An 18068-nucleotide genomic window follows, 5' to 3' on the forward strand; every position below is an offset into this window, starting at 1 on the left:
CACCATTTTCACCAGAATTGCGTATTTTTGATTAAATCTGCCAATAAACGGGTATTTGTAGGGTCTGTTATGACCGAACGAGCTACTTTTTTTGATACACCACTTCTTTACCTGAAAGGGTTAGGACCGCAGCGTACTGAACTGCTCAACAAAGAGTTGAATCTGTTCACATACGGCGATCTGATCCAATATTATCCCTTTCGCTATGATGATCGCTCCCGTTTTTATACCATTAGCGAACTAATGGATTCTATGCCCTCCGCACAAATACGCGGGCGGCTCCGCGACTGGTATATGGAGGGAGAAGGTCCGAAAAAACGATTAGTCGCTACGTTTACCGATGGTACTGGCTCGCTGAGTCTTGTCTGGTTTCAGGGTATAACTTACATCGAAAAAACACTTCGGCGCGACGGCGAGTACATTGCTTACGGCAAACCTCAGTCGTTCAATGGGCAATTCAGTATTATACATCCAGAGCTTGAAAATACGAATACCGCTACAGAACACGAACCTGGCTTTTTCCCGGTTTATAACCTCACCGAAAAACTCCGCAAACGCCATCTCGACAGCAAAGTTCTTGGAAAAGTGATGCGGATCTTGCTCGAACAGTCGTGGTCGCATATTCATGAAACCCTGCCCGACTCTCTCGTCCAGCAATTTCGGCTAATTGGTAAGCGTGAGGCTATGTGGAATATTCATCTGCCCCAAAATCAGGGTTGGCTGAAACAGGCGCAACGGAGATTGAAATTCGAAGAGCTGTTCTATAATCAACTGCGTTTAATTAAAAATAAGCTTATTCAGAAAGAGGAGTTTCCTGGGCAAATTTTCCGGGATACGTCGCTGATGAAGCACTTTTATAACGAACTGCTGCCTTTTGAGTTGACAGGTGCGCAGCAGCGGGTTATCAAAGAAATTTATGCCGACTTCCTAACGGGGAAACAGATGAACCGGTTGTTGCAGGGAGATGTGGGAAGCGGGAAAACCATTGTTGCCTTTATCGCCTGCCTGATGGCGATTGGAAACGGAGCACAGGCCTGCCTAATGGCGCCTACCGAAATCCTGGCCGACCAGCATTATAACGGACTAAAACCCTTTGCCGATGCGATGGGGCTAAATCTTGGTATTCTAACCGGCTCGACGAATAAGAAACGTCGATTAGTCCTGCATGAGGAACTGCAATCAGGCAAAATGCACATTCTGGTAGGTACGCACGCCTTACTCGAAGACGCTGTTCAATACAAGAATCTTGGTTTATGTATTATTGATGAACAGCACCGCTTTGGTGTAGCGCAACGGGCCAAATTATGGCGGAAGAACGAAGTGGTTCCGCCACATATTCTGGTCATGACGGCCACGCCTATTCCGCGCACGCTGGCCATGACACTCTATGGTAACCTCGATGTGTCGGTTATTGATGAGTTGCCCAAGGGTCGTAAACCAATTAAAACCGTCCATAAATACGACAAGCACCGCTCAGAGGTCTTTGGGTTTATGCGGCAGCAGATCGAGCTCGGGCGACAAGTGTATGTTGTGTATCCGCTCATCGAAGAGTCCGAAAAACTCGACTATAAAGACCTGATGGACGGCTTTGAAAGCATGCAACGGGCATTTCCTCGTCCCAAATATGAAGTAGGTATGCTTCATGGCAAAATGCTTCCCTACGAGAAAGACGATGAGATGAAGCGATTTCTGAAGCACGAAACGCAGATTCTGGTCGCTACTACAGTCATTGAGGTAGGTGTCAACGTACCCAACGCCAGCGTTATGGTCATTGAAAGTGCCGAGCGATTCGGCTTATCACAATTACACCAATTGCGCGGTCGGGTTGGGCGGGGAGCCGAGCAATCGTATTGTGTGATGATGACCGGTTATAAACTCAGCACTGACACTCGTACCCGGCTCGAAACCATGGTACGCACCAACAATGGTTTCGAGATTGCCGATGTCGACTTGCAATTGCGCGGTCCTGGCGACTTAACCGGTACGCAGCAAAGTGGCGTCATGGATCTGATGATTGCTGACTTAGCCAAAGATGGCGCTATTCTCACAGCTGCCCGCGAGTCGGCACAGGCGATTCTAGCAGAAGATCCCGAATTGGTATTACCGCAACACGCCCCCATCCGAAATCATGTAGATGGGCTCAAACAAACCGAAAATAACTGGGGGCGAATAAGCTAGTGTAGAACCAACGAGCAATAAAAAACGCTAACCCTATAGGAGTCAGCGTTTTTGGTAATACATCTACATAGCCTGCACATATGTCCAATATATTGCAATCGTACTAGTAGTGCACAATTATTATACCAAATTACTTATAATCTAGGGATTTCATGGTCTTAATCTAGTAATAGTAAATTATACCCGCGTTATAGTTACTATTTACTAGAGTATCTGGCTCTTATGGCAAACAGTCAAACGTTTGAATGCCTCCTCGCAAATTACCCAGAACCAAGGGATTACAGACACAATTTGCCTGCCCTGAAGGGCAATACATAGTACGTTTCTCAGTCCCGGTTGGAAGAAGCCGACCAGGATCTCCATTGTAAGTCGTACAGCTACAAGTGACATTATCTGGCGGAATCCGGTGATCATCACAAGCCCAGGGAAAGGCACTCAAAACCAGAAAACTGATCAGGCCAGCTGACTTTCCGAACGCTACTATTCCAGTAGATTTTTTGTTCATTTCGCTATTGATTAAAGAGTGAAGGAATGTAATTGAGGGTATCCTGAATCTACCTCAGGCCTGATTGACGGCTGAGATATACTTATCAAAGATCATCTATAACTTATAGAATCACTTTCTGATTGGAGACAGATTTTATCCGATTTGGGACAAAGCAATTGTAAAAAAGAGACATCCTGTCCGTTGGAGCAGTGAGTTAAGTTAACCACTTATCTCACGTTTTACACACTCTATAGCCCAATTTCAACACCTTATCAATTAGTCATTTCGATCCAATGCGGCTGCCCTTAATTTTGTCCGCAAGTGAACAAGGTATGTCCAGTTACGGACGATAGGCATAAACAATAAAGAACGTAACACTCTGATAATCAAAATACATAATCAGTTGGCACGTACTTTGAATTCACTAGATCAACTCAGTAAACAACAACATAAACACTAAACAACTACTACCATGTTACCACTAATGAGCAAAGTCGCTGCCTCTCTTTTAGTAAGCGCTTCGACACTTTTTAATCCCACTACCCCAAAAACACTTTCTTTTGATGCCAGTGCATATGTGACGGCTGATCATCAAATTCGGATAGCCGTTCAGAAATCAGCCGAAGTACCTGTCAACGTGGTGCTTCGCAACAAAAGTTATGAGGTGCTTTACCAACACAACATTGGCAAAAAAGAAGATAAGTACGCCGTAAAGTTGAATGTGAATGATCTGGCCGACGGGGAGTATGAACTGGAGATCAAATCGAGTGAAGGCAGCATTGTTAAACAACTGAATGTGTCTTCTCTACCGGTTCAGAAACTGATTCGAACCATTGCTATGAACTAAGAAACAGGTAAGTAGAATCAATGATAGAGCCCGGCAGTAGCTGGGCTTTGTCATATGGTCAAAAGATAGATTATGAAGTACAAGCTTTTATTGATTGACTAACAGATACCTAGGCTATTGTTTCTTTTTTTCTTTTTCAGTAAATATTTAGTGACCCCTTAGCACTATCACAGTCTAAAGAATAAACCGTATCTTATTGGCTTGACTATCATGAATACCCAAAGTCTCCATTCGGCCATCCTTAATTATATCCTCTGCACACTGGTTGTTCTTTCGACCATTGTCATTGGATTGATTGTCGTTCTATAAGCTTATTATTTTACCGCTTCAAGTCGAGCAAGCCCGAGTAGAGCTGTCAATCTTTCCACAAGCCACCTGTGCCTATACAGGCTTTTCCCCATTAATGCGCCCGATGCTCAAACGGGTAAGCTAATACCTGTACAGTATCGATAAAAAGACTTAGTTAGGTAATGGAACAGCAAGCAGTAAGAAAGCCTGATAATTTAATTGTCTCAGGCATCTTGTATGTGTTACCAACTGTTTTTTGAACCGCTGATTACCGGCGGGAGTCAGAACCTCAGACTGATTCATATCCTGTAGGAGGATTTGTAACTCAGCTTGCATCCGCATCCGCAGACCCATCATCCGTTTTCTTGCGACTTCGTTGAGTTTATTCTCCTGAATACAGGCGTCCACCTTGTAATAGTAGTCATAAAAAGTAGCTAGTGATGCTGACCATTCGGCTGCTACACTTTTGCCTGACAACTGGTTAGATGAGGGGTTACGATTCACCAGGAATTTACTATTCATGTTTGAGTAATAGTTAAAAAATGGAACCTGAAAAAGGAAACTACGAGTGTAGTGGTTCACGTTGAAAAGTAATCCTGTGACTGCTCCCCCCCTCAATACGGAGACTTGTTAAATAAGGTTGCGTAGGTGCCAGCAGCCATTAAAAAAGCTTATTTGTACGGATTGGCGTTTATTTAGTCCTTACTTTAATTATGAAAAAAAGTAGCGAAACTCGTTTAATATGCGGTCAATAAATATGACTAGAATAATCGTCGCTACACCATTAGTTACTCCAGTTATTGAAACGGCCGTTACTTACAGCTAATCTGCGTAAAGCGGGTCACAGAACTATTATAAGGGCAATATTTTCAGGTTAAGTACGTGTTTAATTGGACTTATGCACCCAGCATTAAAAGAATATCTTAGCGGGAAACTTGACTTATCACTTCAAGACGAGCAACTAGTAAGTCGCTGTTTCAAATCTAAATTCGCTGCACGGAATGAAATCATGGTAGCTAAAGGAGCAGTAGCCCGGCACTTGTATTTTGTTGTCAAAGGTTGCCTGCGCGTTTTTCTTACTGGTGAAGACGGGAGTGAATCAACTCGCTTTCTGGTCGTTGAAGGCCGGTTTGGTACGGCTTTCCCTAGCTTCATTCTCCGACAACCTTCTGCAGCAGCCATTCAAAGCCTGGAGTCATCCGAATTACTTACCTTAAGCTATGAGGACCGCCAAACCCTTTATGAACAAGTACCTGGTTGGGAAACCATGGATCGGATTGGGCTCGAGTTAGATTACATTGCTTCTATCCAACGGATCGAAAGCTTTATCACAATGGATGCTAAGATGCGTTATGAAATTCTTCAGCAAACAAATCCTGACCTTATTCGTAGGTTACCAGCCAAGATCATTGCAGATTATTTGGGCATATCCCAGGAAACATTGAGTCGTTTAAAAGCCAAACGTTGATTTGTTGACTTTTATCAATTTTTTTAGGCTGTCTTCTACCGTGCTTTGTGGTATTCGTTAAGAAACCATGCTCCAGAAACTTATTATCGGATTGTTACTGGCCACTCATTCGATTGGCTTTGCTCAGGTCAAACAAAGCACCAATATTGGCCAACAGACTTTTTCATTTATCGATCCATCGCGCCATCGACTCGTGAAAACGGAAGTATGGTACCCTACTGCCGATACACTTAAAAAGAGTGATCAGTACTTTTCTCCATTTATTCGACAGTTTACCGTACGGAATGGCCAATTACCAACCAGACAACTCCCGCTCATTTTATTTTCGCATGGTACTGGTGGTGGTAGACTTACGCTTGAGTGGCTGGCACAGGGATTAGCTCGAAAAGGCTTTATGGTAGCCGCTGTTGATCACTATGGCAATACCTTTGACAACAAAATCCCACTTGAATTTTTAAAACCATGGGAGCGGCCACTAGATATTAGTTTTGCGCTAACCTCCCTGTTGCAAAACGAAAGCTTCAAAGCAGTCATTGACTCTAGTCGAATAGGGGCACTAGGTTTTTCATTCGGTGGGTATACTGTCATTGCCTTAGCTGGTGCCGTCACCAATTTTACTACGTTGCTAACCTATTACAAAACAAACGGCCGCCATGAATTGGAGATACCTGAGCTTCCGGGCATTTCAACATATGTAGATGATCCTACTCTCGCAGAGGCTGCTAAAGAAACTCCTCCGTTAAAGGATAATCGGATAAAGGCTTTTTTTTCTATTTCACCAGCTCTCGGACAAGGCTTCACCAAGTCAGAACAAGTCAAGGCCATACAAGCTCCTATTTACATTATTGGCTCACAAAGCGATAGTATTGCACCAGTAGTAGCCAATGCCCGCCACTTTCACAAACTTATAAGAGGCTCCCGGTATTATGAGTTTCCGGGTAAAACTGGGCATTATGTTATGCTAAGCGAGGCCATCGAAGAACTAAAAAAATCAGATCCAATCTATTTTACAGATGACAAATCGGTCGATCGGCACCAAATTCATGGTCAGGTTATTGATTTATCTGTAGATTTTTTCAGAAACAAACTAAAATTGCGGTGATCTTTTTCTTCGTAATGGCGACTAATTTCCACGTGACATTTTCAGGCTATATTTTAGTAAATAAGGTGAGTATATTTACTAAATCCATGTACGCTCTTTCTTCGTTTATGAATCAATAGCTGCCACTTACAAACCAATAAGTTCCGCTCATAAGATGCTGATTTGTAAATAGTTTTATATATGATATTTTTGGCATTTTATTCTTTGCCAGAACTATCATGAAGCGCTTAGCTGCTGCTCAACTTCAGCATAAGTTTGACCCGGAAAAAGTCCTTTATTTAACTGGAGACGTTAATTACTGCTCAGTTCATCTGGTTAATGGAACCGTCATCCTAACTAGTCGGACGTTAAAGTGGTATAGTGATCGGTGGCCCCAATTTATGCGTGTTCACAAAGGCCACCTTGTCAATCCCCAACACATTTATAGTTGTGTTGTGGCTTCTCCTATTGTAGCGCATCTGATCATGAGTGACGGCGCTCGTCTCCCAATAAGTCGCAGGCGTATCATTCCAGTAATTGACCAATTAGGCATTGAGTTATCTACTTACTCCACCCAAAGTAGCTACCTGATTAAATCAGAAGAAGGCATTTGACGTTAAAGCACTAAATAAGAAGCCAAAATTACAGCGGCAATATCAGTAAAAATACGCCCATATCCTTATTAGCAATTTAATGATTAGCGTCAATTTTACATTACAATTAATTGATTATCAGCTATATGACAAATAATCTCTACCAAATACGTTAGAAGTAGTTATATAATAAACGCCAAAACAAATAGTAGGAAAATAAGTATTTATGCTTAATAATATTGTTCATTTTGAATGACTTAATCTGAGCTGATACGCCTGAGAATGGAATTTCCACTAACTACATTCGTCGAACTTTCTTTTAAAGGGCGAGTGATCGAGGCAGAATTTGGCGATGGAATGTTTTACAGTAAATTTCCGCTGGCTGAATCATCGACTTTGTTTTTAGATCCCAGGCACGAAATCGAGTATTTTTATTCGACGGATCCGGTAAAAATGATTAAAGAAGTTGGTGAGTTCTCCATCAGATTTTTACGGGAAGAAGCCTGATACCTCTATTTCTACATGCCCATAAAACATGTTGGCTGATCTAAGCCAATCGGGGTCAAAAAATCAGTTTCCAAATACTTTCAGCAACTAACCAAAAGACCGCAGTAGAGATAAGGGCAATAAGCGTCCATGGACCGGGTATAGGCAGTGATTTGCGAATCGTTTTCATGGCCCAAAGCAAGTCGGGCTGAATAAATAAGGAGTAAAAGGTAGGTTAAAAAGCTATGAAAAATCCCGATCAGCAACCGCCAAACGGGATTCTGGCAAACTCGATAAAATGCGCAAAAAACTTTCATTTATCGGTCTCAAATTAAATCTATAGTCCTAGCTGGTAAAACCGTCTCCCACACGATAGGCAATGGTAGGCTTTACAGGGAATAAATTTCATCGGCATTGGCCTGCGCCTGCGGTCTGGATGAGGATTGCCACATCTGGGACATCCTTTTTTGTTGGTAAATGTTCGTAAGAGGTAGAACAGCGTCAGGCTGCCACCACCAAGCAGTAGAGGAAGTTGGAATGTCATGATTAAGAGGAAGTTAGATGGTATTTTAGATACGCTAAAAGTCCTCCAATCATCGCAATATGAAGCTCTTATTTATTAATATGAGGCACTTATTTATTAATAGGTAGGGTAAGTACTATCACTGATCGCAACCGGAGACAAAACAAAAAGCCATGAACACGGCCACAAAGTGTTGAGCCGATTCATGGCAGCCAGTAAAATTAATGAACCTCTGATTAGTGAGTGGCAAAAACGTGATAAAACTTGTAGCGACAGCGGTTGCAGCAATACCGTTTCATCGGGAACTGCCTAGCCCAGGCAGGTCGGTGAATCCGAATATGTTTTATCGATTTGCATTCTGGGCATCGCTCTTTAAGCGTAAAGCCAGCCTCTATGAAGACCATAGGAATGGCAACGGCAATTCCAAAAAGAAAAGCTATGGCAAGTAACATTGTTGAGAAAGTGTTTAGGAGGTAATCAAAAATAATACAAAACTACCAATTACCTACACTTTATGTTACCAATAATCGCATAACTAATCTTTAATAGATATAATTATAAGCTTGCTCTGCCACTAGACAACTTTTCACCGCAACTCAGGTCGAGCCCAATGAATTGCTTACTTAATCTGGAAGTGAGCTAGAGATTAGTTTATTAAATCATGCAATAGCTTCCTGCTGATTCTGGCAATAGGTATAGCCGGGCGACCAAATCGATTAATTCTGAAGCCGAGTGTGGGGAAATGCTCTTTAGTTGATTATCGCCTTTGACGATAAGAATTACAGTTGACAATCTTCTCGAATCGTCTGAATTGCCCGTTAAAACTGAATAAAGCTCTATTTCGCCGAATAATAAATAAAGACTTTACATTAATAAATGTATGATTATGAATGGGTACTTTAAGCAGTAACTCCATAGCTCAATCAACCTGACACTCTAATTAAACAATATTACTTGTGATGAAAACTAAAAACGTGTTACGCGTAGGTCAGCTGGCCAATACATTAGCTGATTTGACCTATGCTCAGACCGTTGTACCGCCTGAACAGATGCAAGTGAACAGCATCCAGAAGATCCTCCCCGACCTGGTCGCTGAACTACGATCTATTTTTATCGCTGAAACGGGAGAAAACCCCTGGGCTATGCCCATCGAGGCTATTAGCCAACAGCATCTGGATGAATTAAGTCAGACCTTTATCGGTGAGGATAGCCAATTTCCTGATTTCTATACGTTCTGGCCCAATTTTCTGGCCAGTGAGCCCGAGCCTACTCAGATGAGTAAACTACTCGAGCAGGTCAAAGATTGGGGTTATGTCATGGATGATGATTCCGAGACTGTATTAGATTAGAAAGCTATACTTTACGTATACCCCCGAGCGGTCCACCAGATAAGACCGCTTGCTTTGTTTAAGATGATTCAGAAGCTAGCAATAGGTTCATATCCATACATAATGCCGGGTTCGAGACTATATCTCTATGACCAGTAATGTACAGCCATCAGTGCATTTGGAATGCCACTGGTTATGAGCAAAACATCATTGTAAACACAAAAGCCCGACCAGGTCGGTCAGGCTTTTGCTAATTTGTTTAAGCAAATTTGGCATGGGCTGGCACAAAACAATCCCATTCCGGTTTAATCAGATGCGTACTTGCCAGACGCTTTTCTGGCAAGTTTAGGCCTAGTTGGTAGGCAACTGCTTTAATTCGCCTGCGACCAATGAGAAGACGTGCACCATTTCGCATAATCAGGTGAGCTACCTCTGAGGAAATCACGATACAGCTATGAATGTATTCCGGATTAACCAGGCTACCCTTGTGGACGCGCATAAACTGAGGCCACCGATCACTGTACCATTTTAACGTTCGGCTAGTTAAAACGGCTTGACCAGTAAGTAGATACACTGTGCTGTAATTAACTTCCCCAGTTAAATAGAGGACTTTCTCCGGGTCAAACTTATGCTGTACTTGAGCAGCAAATAATTGTTTCATAAACGGTATTGTTAAATAGATAGGTGGGCCAATAGGGGTCTATATGGTACCTAAGTATAGCAATAATTACTTTATAATTTATCATTATATTTAATCGGTAACATAAAATCTTCTAATATTCCAATAGGGCTTTAGCAACGGATAAGGAGGAGTATTAAACTTTCTCAAGTTTAGGCAATTCGGGCCTGGGCTGGCAGGAAGGTATTCCATTCCGGTTTGATCACATGGGTAGTGGTCCCCGAAGCCTTAGGCATGTCAATACCTAATTGCTCTACCACTTCACTAATCCGCCTTCGGCCGATAGGAAGACGAGCCCCGTTCCGCATAATCAGGTGCGCGACAATGGAGGAAACCACGACACAGCTATGAATCTGCTCCGGGTTAACCAGGCTACCCTTGTGGACGCGCATAAACTGAGGCCATCGATCATTGTACCACTTTAACGTTCGGCTGGTTAAAACGGTCTTGCCATTAAGCAGATACACGGTGCAGTAGTTAACGTCCCCGGTTAAATAGATGACCTTTTCCGGGTCAAACTTATGCTGTACTTGAGCAGCAGCTAATCGCTTCATAATAGAAATAAATCAATGGAGTGGAAAGTATAATTATCATATATGACTACGCAGTATACGACAAAACAGATTTATTATTTATGTCACTATTGTTTCAGTAATAAAGAATCTTCAGTTAATCCTATAGACTTTATTTAACGGTTTGACTAGTCAACTGTCGATGAATAGGTTGGTCTGCTCCCACCGTGTATCGAACCTAACAAACCGTTTTTACAACTTGTGAATACGGTTTGTTATTTTTATATTATATTTTAAATCAGATAGTTATAAGCAAAAATCAACACCATATAGTTTGGCGTAAAATGGGAGTAGCAGCCTATGAGTTCTTGCTTTAGCTTATCATATACACACTTCTCCAACTACATAATTAGCTTTTCATCCTAAGTATTTAACCAAATGAATTTAAAATGGACGTTAATAAAGCGCTGGTTAAAAAATGCATGGTTTACTATAAGTTTGTTCTTTTGGTATCGGAAAGAACGTCGGAAAATAGATCGCCAAATGAAAAAATGAATAGATCTAAACCAATCGGTTAGCATAACCTTCACTTATATAAAACATTGCACACTGTTTTATGAATCTCTGTTCATTAACATGTATCGGGTTCTTAATGGCTCTGCTAGCTATTAGTAATAGCTATGGATGTACTTGTAGCATAGCTGTAAATCGCACAATCAAGGAAAGTATAGAAAGTACACCGGCTGTTTTTACAGGAACTGTACTAGCTGAATCTTATGCTGACCTGGGGGCGGGCCAAATGAGAGCCTATTTAATTAAGGTCAAAAAAATCTTTAAGGGCAATGTGCGACCTGATACAGTAGTCGTTTTGACTAATCTTAACGAAGCAAGTTGTGGTATCCGATTTAAAGTCCATAGTAAAATAGTAGTTTTCTCCACGGCCAATCTCAAGGGGGATAAACCTATAAATGAGCATCGTTTTTTTGAAACTAATATTTGTACCCGGAGCGGTCTTTATAAAGAAGCTTATAGCAAGCAGCTATCGGCAGCAATTCGCAGTCAGTAATTAGTATTCATAAAATTTGCGTTTTTCTACTTGTTACAAGTGTTATGATGGAACTACACTCGTAAAATAATCTGCATTGCCCTGAAATTAGGTTGTCAGTTTTTGGGGAGTAATTATTGGTCAATGTTGTTTTGGGGTTCGGTAGAGATCATGCCTTTGCCTCGTTTGTATACTTTGGGCTTCCAATGTTTCTTTAATGGTTGATCCGTTAAATGAGCTACAGAATGCCGCACGGGCGGCCCCACATTGACCCGTTCAGCCATAGCATTCTCATAGGGATCGCCGTGTTGAGTCACACTAATGGAAATGTCTGCTCCCTGTAATTTCCGTATGTACTGAAAACTACAATATTGACGGTGTCGATCAGACGGGCCGCCCGCGCGGTGATGGATGAGTTCATTTTGTGGAAAGTGTAAAGTAAGCCCTTACCTTTTAAAACTTCCTCCTATAAAGACGTGTAGTGATCGCCTATTGCTACTAGCTATTCTTTTTAACCCACTAGTACTTTATCATCTTAGCCCTAATCCTATTATCAAAGTATTACCAAATCACGTCACAGCGTCTGAATTCCTAATTAAACTTAATTTGCATCGCACAATCAACCATTTCTTATGAAAATTACTTACAAAGCTTGGTTTATTCTTTTACTAGTACCCATTGCCCTATTTAGTTGCAACGACCATCGGCTGGGCGGCTCTCTCTCTCCGGTACGGTTGCGGTTAAAGACTACGAACGACGGTACAACCTTGGTTACCTACAACTATGATAGTCAGAATCAACCCGCTTCTATTACCCGTAATCAGATCACAAGTAGTATTATGCATGGCGATCCTCAACGAGTCCTCACCGACTCCGACCCATATGCCACCAATGTTTTTTATATCAGAAATAGTGCTCAAGCCAACAGTACTGTTATTGTTTTCCCGCCAGTGCTCAGTAATACTAGCTTTTTAGCAACAGAATACGGGCGTTTCAACACTGGAAAGATTTTTTTCAATGTACCGGTACGTAAGTATACCTATGACTTCGATACCTCTGGGCGTTTAACAAGAATTTCAGATTTTTCAGATGCTCCCGACATCAATGGTGCCTCTTATGAGTATACGGGCGAGAACATCACTAAAGAGAATGTATTTACTTCGGCAGGTCATGGTGATGTTTATACCAACACCTTTACCTACGACGATAAAATCAATCCTTTTTACGGCCTTCTGGACCCTCAAATTAATGCACGTTTGCGGTTTTCCAGAAACAACATCCTAACGCTTCAGAGTGCGGGGAGAGGGGCAGTACCCAATACGACCTATGCCTACGAATACAATGCACAGGGATTACCGACTAAGCTCACCACGACGGTAAATGGGAATCAGAGTGGAATAACGACGTTTACCTATGAGTCCTATTAAATAATGCTTTGGGCCCCTATTGAACTAGGTTAAAACGGGCTGTATCCGTTTTAACCTAGTTCTTGTCTGTTTTATATCGCGGTGGAGACACTGGCGCTTAATCAAATCAATATCTTGAGTAGCTTCCCAAAGGGCGATCGCACCGGTATGATTTCAATTATATAGGTCCTGGCCGGTTCCCTGTAGGCCAATTGCCTCAAGTACTTTTGCATGACGTCTATCAATATACTTTGGGCCAACTATTTTTTTTCCTGGCTTATGGCCGAACCATGTAGCCGTTGCCTTTGAGAAAGCTGGAGGTTTACCTGTGGTTGCCAAACAGCTCATCGGCTCGCAACCCTTCGTCAAGGTCCATAACAGCAGTAGTGGCACGCCTACCAATATACGTGCTATTGTGATTGGAAATGAAGTAGTATCCGCAATGGAGCGAACGGCCAGCCAAGGCGATTTTAGGGCGAATTTATCCAAAGGTGGATATGGTCGTACAATTGACTTAAGCGCTGAAGAGACAAATATTTGCATCAAAGCAGCCAAAGCAGTAGGACTAGAGTTTGCTGGAGTGGATTTGATCCGTGAAAAGATGGGACATACTTATGTAACATAGGTAAATGGCAACCCAGGCACAGGTATTATCGACATAACAAAAAAGAATCACTTTGAAAATCTGGTGAAATACATTGAAATAAAATCAGAAAAGAACGAGACGACACCGGCACCTATACAATTGCCAGAAAATGATAAAGACGACGAGCAGCAGGAGGTAAGCGAAGTAATATCAGTAAACACTTACCGAGATTTGTTAGCGAAGGAAATTAATGGGAACTTAAATTACAATGAAGGAGGAATGCTAACTTTTTTCAAAAATAAATTTGGCAGAATCTAGTTAAATATTAAAACATCTAAAACCGAGCTAACAACTTTCTATAATGCATATTTGAAAATATTCTTAAAGAGAAGGCTAATCAATTTCATTTGAAGTAATTTATTCTCACCTAAATAACTTCAAATGCCCTTTCTTTCCATCGGTGAAATAGGCTTTAGAATATAAATATTCTAAAGCCTATTTCACCGATCATTATGCAGGCAAAGTTTCGCATTCACCAACGGATTTAAAAATATACATTAAAAATCTATCTAAATATTTTCTAATAGAAAGCACATGATTTATAGTTAAATTAATCTTCCATTCAGCATCAAATATTGGTACTTTAATTAGTGCAAAACCCTGTCTTTCAACTGGAGTGTTATCAAGGTACAGTTGAAGTTTCGAAAGGTTTTTATCAGATAGCTTTCCTGATGAATGTAATAGTGTATGTCTTACTATTCTCAACTCATAGTATCGAATAAATGCCTCAACGAAACCCATATTCATACTTTCAGGTTTTTTTAAATTTACTTTCCCAGGATCAATAAAGAAATTCAACAAATTATCGTTTGTCCAAGAATTTCGAATGTGTTTTTCTAGATCTAAATCGGATATATTTGGATCAATCATTTGTATAAAATACTCATATAAATCCTCCAAAGTCGCATCAACCAGTGAGATAGAAGCAATTAAATAATTTCTATAAATAATATTTAAAACGTCAGATGTATATTTACTCACAAGTTCTTCATTTGTAAATTGAACATCAACTTCATTATCGAGTCTTAATTCAATTGGAATGTTAAGAGTAGTAGATAGGCCATTTGTAGTAGTGAGTGATGCATATCTATCAGCAGCAATAAAGCATGAATTAGTGAGTAAAGCATTCTCTGTGTAGTTCTCTATAGTTTTAGCTACGCCTAAACCTAAAATTAATAAAGCTTCATTTTTCTGCTCGTGTGTCATAATATTTAAATTTGTTTAAAGTAGAACAGTAAGTAAGATAATAAATTTCAAAAGTTGACAGTTTAAAAGATCATCAATTATTCACGATTACTTACTCTATACAGACGCGACCTCGTTACACCATACCTTAAATTTCTAGTATCAAAAGCAGGGAAAGTGCCTTCTAATACTTCCACAATTAATTCATTAATAATAGGGTTTTCTATTGACCCAGCCGTGCAAGTAATCCTATAATTATCATTTTTGTCAATTTTAACATGAATAACTTGGTCTGCATCGCAAACAACAGCTAGATTGGGGTTATGAGTCACTAATATAACTTGCCTAGTCTCCTTAGCCTTTTGAATAAAAGGCACTAAAACCAAAAAAATGCTTTGGTTATCTAAGTTTTCTTCAGGTTGGTCTATAATTAATGGTAATTGGTCTTTATCCAACAATAAATAAAAAATAAGCAAAAGTGCTCCTCTTTCACCTGGAGATAAAGATGAAATTTCTTTGTCTGCTAATTTTAGTTGAAAAATAGGTTCTAAATATTCTAAACCATATATATAATTGTAAACATCTTCCGGTCTAACATTTGACTTCAATTGACTTTGAATATTCTTTGCAACAAAGAATTTTTCATTTCGAGTATCATAAAGCAAATCTCTAGTTATATTATTAACAAAATTAACAACTCCATCTATATCATTGAAATTAGTATCGTTCAATAAATTATTTATTTTTTTACTTGCAATATCTCTGCTGTAGAAACTTCCTGATTTAGCATAATTAATAAAGCTATCAAATCTGTCAGCAAATCCATTTACGGCAAACGCAGCATCAAAATCAATTTTATATGAGGCTAGTTGTTTTTTATAATTTTCTTTAAAATTTAATACAGGCTCATACAACTCTTTATATACAGCAATAATTTCACTCTTCTGATAAAATAGTTTTACAAGGAGTTCTTCACGTTGTTTATAACAATGAGTTAATAGGTGCTCAAGTATAAAATTAACATATTCCCGATCAGCCTCCAACTTACTTAGTTCTGAACGCAAATCGCTTAAGTCTTGATTCCATTTAGCAACTTTACCCAAATAACCTTGATATTCTTTACTTGGTTGATCTAACTTATCTTGTAAAATAGTGAGATCGTTTTCAATTTCAGCTTTAATTTTATATAAACTAACAGCTCGAGTAGGTCTATAGTCTTCAACATAATTTTCATTTTCTAAATAAAAATTTTCATCAAAAACTATTGAAGAATCCAATTTACTTTCAATTACTTCTAACTCGTCTTTCTTATTATGCAATAGTTTTTCTAGTTCACTATAATCTAATTTATACTTAAATATTGAATCAATATCAATATGATTAATCGCAAGAAAACCTTTCTGTTGTGATACAAATCTATTTATACAGTCTTTAAAAGATGAGAACAACTGAATCGATTTATTAATATTTTCTATCTCAAGATATAGTCGTTCTCTCTCGTGATTAGTTTGATCAATATCTTCATCAATTTGTTCAAGTAAGGCTCTATATTCATTTACTTCGTTATTAATTTGAATATTTTCTTCTGACACATTTGCACTTTGAACATAACTAGGTTCAATTGGTTCTTTCTCAATTAATACTAATATTTTCTTATTTACAGCATCAATATTATCATATATTTCTTGTCTATATTCAGGTTTATTTTGACTTTCCAATTCTAATATTTCATCATGCAATAATTTTAGTTCAGATTTAGTTTGCTCAATATTATTTCTAATTGCTTCAGTTTTAAAGCTAATTATTTCATCTAGTGAGTTTTTGTTAAGTCGCTTCTCATTAGGTATTCTAGAAAATATAATTTTCCTAATTTCTTTCTCAAAAAGGCCTTTACTAGTTTCGGGAAGGCAAAGTTTTTCTAAGAAACTTTGAGGAATATAATTTACTCTTTCAGGGCTAGACTCTAAAGGGCTATCAAAAAGTGTTACATTATTTATTTTACCATCGCGCCAATGTATTGTAGCATTAAATTGCTTCCCTTTATATTCTGGCGATTTGTTAAATCGTTCGCTATTAAGAAATGATTTAGGTTTTTTTGCATTTGCACAGAGAGCGATTATATCTGCTAATGCTGTTTTACCACTTCCTTTATTACCGATAATGGCAATAAGGCCAGGATTTAATTGTATGTCAATATTATCAAACCATTCTTCATTTAAGTTTACATTATTTATCTTATTTACCTTAACTCTATCTATAAAATTTGTCGTATTAAGCTCAACATGTTTTTTATTTTCAGGTTCTATACCAATAAATACACGTCTATGTTCGTAAATAATTTGTCTTAATCCATCAAAATTAAGCTCTGACTTAATCCATAAGTATCTATCTCTATTTTTTACAAATAATTCAGCAGAGTTATGAGCGTCACTACCCCATATGCTTGGCTTAATTGATTTAAATTCTTTAACAATATCAGTTGCTTTCTGGCCAAGTCCCCATGCAATTGTATTAGGGTTAGAGGCCATTAAGAAATCTGATTTCTGAATTAATACTTTCCTTGTATTATGACCTTGGCCTCTCCAATCAACTTGATTTAAATCTTCATCAGCAGGTATAGCAAGTACATATTTATCTTTGAAAATATTTTTATTTAGCACTTTACAAATCTGCGTAGCATTAACAACGACAGTAGTCATACCTACTACTAGATCTGAATCATTTCTAAATTCTTGCTGCTCGGATTTAAGTTTTTTACCTAAGCTAATTAAATTAGAAACTCTAAGCTTACGAAGTTCATCCGTACTCTGAGGATTACCTTCGTAAACAAAGTCAAGCTCGTGTAAAAAATTTTCTTCTATATCTATTATTGGTACTTCTTCTGAAAATAAAACATGAAAATTAATCCTATTATTTATTTTTTTTGTTGGAATGAGAATATCGAGTCTAAATTCAATATTTGGTATAATTAATATTGAATTTATCCGATTTATTTCTTCATCATCAAATTCTAAAAATTTTAGTTTGCCTGGATTATTTAAGTAATCATTTTTTAATTTCTTATACCCTTCTATGGTAAAGTAATCCGTAATCCCAATAGCATGAATGTTGTTTTGGAGTGCTGCATTAAAAAGATTTTTTACATATACGTCCCAATTAGAACCGAATCCATTATTTAAAGCTGAAAAAGGAGTATGAACATGTAAATCCCATTTTCTCCAAACTGAACCAATATCTGAAAAAGCCATTAACTCTGGATTTTAAATACTTTGAGGCAGATGCTCTATTAATAATTTGTCCCTTATTTGTAACCTAT

Annotated in this window: 19 protein-coding genes; 12 read left to right on the top strand and 7 right to left on the bottom strand. The window is 38.9% G+C overall.

Annotation, left to right across the window (positions count from 1 at the left end; all coding sequences use genetic code 11):
- Nucleotides 1–69 precede the first annotated feature (69 nt).
- Complete coding sequence (gene recG / locus GO755_RS26325) at nt 70–2178, top strand: ATP-dependent DNA helicase RecG (protein WP_157588316.1); 2109 nt, start codon at nt 70–72, stop codon at nt 2176–2178.
- A 220-nt stretch (nt 2179–2398) separates the two neighbouring features.
- On the opposite strand, the gene GO755_RS26330 is transcribed toward recG, so the two are convergent.
- The gene (locus GO755_RS26330) at nt 2399–2683 is read right to left on the bottom strand and encodes a hypothetical protein (RefSeq protein WP_157588292.1); all 285 of its coding nucleotides are present in this window, start codon (nt 2681–2683) and stop codon (nt 2399–2401) included.
- Between the two features lie 454 nt (nt 2684–3137).
- On the opposite strand from GO755_RS26330, the gene GO755_RS26335 reads away from it, so the two are divergent.
- A complete protein-coding gene (locus tag GO755_RS26335; RefSeq protein ID WP_227687089.1) occupies nt 3138–3512 on the top strand; it encodes a hypothetical protein in 375 nt (124 codons plus the stop codon).
- Nucleotides 3513–3971: 459 nt separating this feature from the next.
- Here GO755_RS26335 and GO755_RS26340 read toward each other — a convergent pair whose 3' ends face one another.
- A complete protein-coding gene (locus GO755_RS26340; protein ID WP_157588293.1) occupies nt 3972–4322 on the bottom strand; it encodes a hypothetical protein in 351 nt (116 codons plus the stop codon).
- A 376-nt stretch (nt 4323–4698) separates the two neighbouring features.
- Here GO755_RS26340 and GO755_RS26345 point away from each other — a divergent pair, with 376 nt between their 5' ends.
- The 6 genes from GO755_RS26345 (at nt 4699) to GO755_RS26370 (ending at nt 9300) form a co-directional block, all read left to right on the top strand.
- Entirely contained in the window at nt 4699–5268 is a 570-nt protein-coding gene (locus GO755_RS26345; RefSeq protein ID WP_157588294.1) for a Crp/Fnr family transcriptional regulator, read from the top strand.
- Between the two features lie 67 nt (nt 5269–5335).
- A complete protein-coding gene (locus tag GO755_RS26350) occupies nt 5336–6370 on the top strand; it encodes an alpha/beta hydrolase family protein (protein WP_157588295.1) in 1035 nt (344 codons plus the stop codon).
- A gap of 218 nt (nt 6371–6588) precedes the next feature.
- A complete protein-coding gene (locus tag GO755_RS26355; protein WP_157588296.1) occupies nt 6589–6963 on the top strand; it encodes a LytTR family DNA-binding domain-containing protein in 375 nt (124 codons plus the stop codon).
- A gap of 261 nt (nt 6964–7224) precedes the next feature.
- Nucleotides 7225–7449 (top strand): hypothetical protein, encoded by a 225-nt coding sequence (locus GO755_RS26360; RefSeq protein ID WP_157588297.1) that lies wholly within the window; start codon nt 7225–7227, stop codon nt 7447–7449.
- Nucleotides 7450–8205: 756 nt separating this feature from the next.
- The gene (locus GO755_RS26365) at nt 8206–8400 is read left to right on the top strand and encodes a hypothetical protein (protein ID WP_157588298.1); all 195 of its coding nucleotides are present in this window, start codon (nt 8206–8208) and stop codon (nt 8398–8400) included.
- Nucleotides 8401–8910: 510 nt separating this feature from the next.
- A complete protein-coding gene (locus GO755_RS26370; protein ID WP_157588299.1) occupies nt 8911–9300 on the top strand; it encodes a hypothetical protein in 390 nt (129 codons plus the stop codon).
- Between the two features lie 238 nt (nt 9301–9538).
- On the opposite strand, the gene GO755_RS26375 is transcribed toward GO755_RS26370, so the two are convergent.
- Nucleotides 9539–9940 carry a LytR/AlgR family response regulator transcription factor gene (locus GO755_RS26375; protein WP_157588300.1) on the bottom strand — a complete coding sequence of 134 codons (402 nt, stop codon included), beginning with the start codon at nt 9938–9940 and terminating at the stop codon, nt 9539–9541.
- Between the two features lie 170 nt (nt 9941–10110).
- The gene (locus GO755_RS26380; protein ID WP_157588301.1) at nt 10111–10512 is read right to left on the bottom strand and encodes a LytR/AlgR family response regulator transcription factor; all 402 of its coding nucleotides are present in this window, start codon (nt 10510–10512) and stop codon (nt 10111–10113) included.
- Between the two features lie 574 nt (nt 10513–11086).
- Between GO755_RS26380 and GO755_RS26385 the strand changes: the two genes are divergently transcribed.
- Nucleotides 11087–11536 carry a hypothetical protein gene (locus GO755_RS26385; RefSeq protein ID WP_157588302.1) on the top strand — a complete coding sequence of 150 codons (450 nt, stop codon included), beginning with the start codon at nt 11087–11089 and terminating at the stop codon, nt 11534–11536.
- 113 nt (nt 11537–11649) lie between these two features.
- On the opposite strand, the gene GO755_RS42200 is transcribed toward GO755_RS26385, so the two are convergent.
- The gene (locus GO755_RS42200) at nt 11650–11832 is read right to left on the bottom strand and encodes a hypothetical protein (RefSeq protein WP_157588303.1); all 183 of its coding nucleotides are present in this window, start codon (nt 11830–11832) and stop codon (nt 11650–11652) included.
- Nucleotides 11833–12147: 315 nt separating this feature from the next.
- Here GO755_RS42200 and GO755_RS26395 point away from each other — a divergent pair, with 315 nt between their 5' ends.
- The 3 genes from GO755_RS26395 (at nt 12148) to GO755_RS41570 (ending at nt 13825) form a co-directional block, all read left to right on the top strand.
- Nucleotides 12148–12942 (top strand): hypothetical protein, encoded by a 795-nt coding sequence (locus GO755_RS26395; RefSeq protein WP_157588304.1) that lies wholly within the window; start codon nt 12148–12150, stop codon nt 12940–12942.
- Between the two features lie 307 nt (nt 12943–13249).
- Complete coding sequence (locus GO755_RS26400) at nt 13250–13546, top strand: ATP-grasp domain-containing protein (protein ID WP_157588305.1); 297 nt, start codon at nt 13250–13252, stop codon at nt 13544–13546.
- Between the two features lie 63 nt (nt 13547–13609).
- The gene (locus tag GO755_RS41570; protein ID WP_227687090.1) at nt 13610–13825 is read left to right on the top strand and encodes a hypothetical protein; all 216 of its coding nucleotides are present in this window, start codon (nt 13610–13612) and stop codon (nt 13823–13825) included.
- A gap of 192 nt (nt 13826–14017) precedes the next feature.
- Here the strand turns inward: GO755_RS41570 and GO755_RS26405 are convergent, their stop codons facing one another.
- Together GO755_RS26405 and GO755_RS26410 are read right to left on the bottom strand one after the other, a co-directional pair.
- Nucleotides 14018–14773 (bottom strand): hypothetical protein, encoded by a 756-nt coding sequence (locus tag GO755_RS26405; RefSeq protein ID WP_157588306.1) that lies wholly within the window; start codon nt 14771–14773, stop codon nt 14018–14020.
- Nucleotides 14774–14850: 77 nt separating this feature from the next.
- On the bottom strand, nt 14851–18000 hold the full coding sequence (locus GO755_RS26410; protein WP_157588307.1) for a TrlF family AAA-like ATPase: 3150 nt from the start codon (nt 17998–18000) through the stop codon (nt 14851–14853).
- Between the last annotated feature and the right edge of the window lie 68 nt (nt 18001–18068).

Source organism: Spirosoma arboris (genome assembly GCF_009754945.1).
GTDB classification, from domain to species: domain Bacteria; phylum Bacteroidota; class Bacteroidia; order Cytophagales; family Spirosomataceae; genus Spirosoma; species Spirosoma arboris.

Coding starts and splice junctions, on each gene's coding strand:
- recG (WP_157588316.1), top strand. CDS start 70: ATGACCGAACGAGCTACTTTTTTTGATACACCACTTCTTTACCTGAAA.
- GO755_RS26330 (WP_157588292.1), bottom strand. CDS start 2,683: ATGAACAAAAAATCTACTGGAATAGTAGCGTTCGGAAAGTCAGCTGGC.
- GO755_RS26335 (WP_227687089.1), top strand. CDS start 3,138: ATGTTACCACTAATGAGCAAAGTCGCTGCCTCTCTTTTAGTAAGCGCT.
- GO755_RS26340 (WP_157588293.1), bottom strand. CDS start 4,322: ATGAATAGTAAATTCCTGGTGAATCGTAACCCCTCATCTAACCAGTTG.
- GO755_RS26345 (WP_157588294.1), top strand. CDS start 4,699: ATGCACCCAGCATTAAAAGAATATCTTAGCGGGAAACTTGACTTATCA.
- GO755_RS26350 (WP_157588295.1), top strand. CDS start 5,336: ATGCTCCAGAAACTTATTATCGGATTGTTACTGGCCACTCATTCGATT.
- GO755_RS26355 (WP_157588296.1), top strand. CDS start 6,589: ATGAAGCGCTTAGCTGCTGCTCAACTTCAGCATAAGTTTGACCCGGAA.
- GO755_RS26360 (WP_157588297.1), top strand. CDS start 7,225: ATGGAATTTCCACTAACTACATTCGTCGAACTTTCTTTTAAAGGGCGA.
- GO755_RS26370 (WP_157588299.1), top strand. CDS start 8,911: ATGAAAACTAAAAACGTGTTACGCGTAGGTCAGCTGGCCAATACATTA.
- GO755_RS26375 (WP_157588300.1), bottom strand. CDS start 9,940: ATGAAACAATTATTTGCTGCTCAAGTACAGCATAAGTTTGACCCGGAG.
- GO755_RS26380 (WP_157588301.1), bottom strand. CDS start 10,512: ATGAAGCGATTAGCTGCTGCTCAAGTACAGCATAAGTTTGACCCGGAA.
- GO755_RS26385 (WP_157588302.1), top strand. CDS start 11,087: ATGAATCTCTGTTCATTAACATGTATCGGGTTCTTAATGGCTCTGCTA.
- GO755_RS26395 (WP_157588304.1), top strand. CDS start 12,148: ATGAAAATTACTTACAAAGCTTGGTTTATTCTTTTACTAGTACCCATT.
- GO755_RS26405 (WP_157588306.1), bottom strand. CDS start 14,773: ATGACACACGAGCAGAAAAATGAAGCTTTATTAATTTTAGGTTTAGGC.
- GO755_RS26410 (WP_157588307.1), bottom strand. CDS start 18,000: ATGGCTTTTTCAGATATTGGTTCAGTTTGGAGAAAATGGGATTTACAT.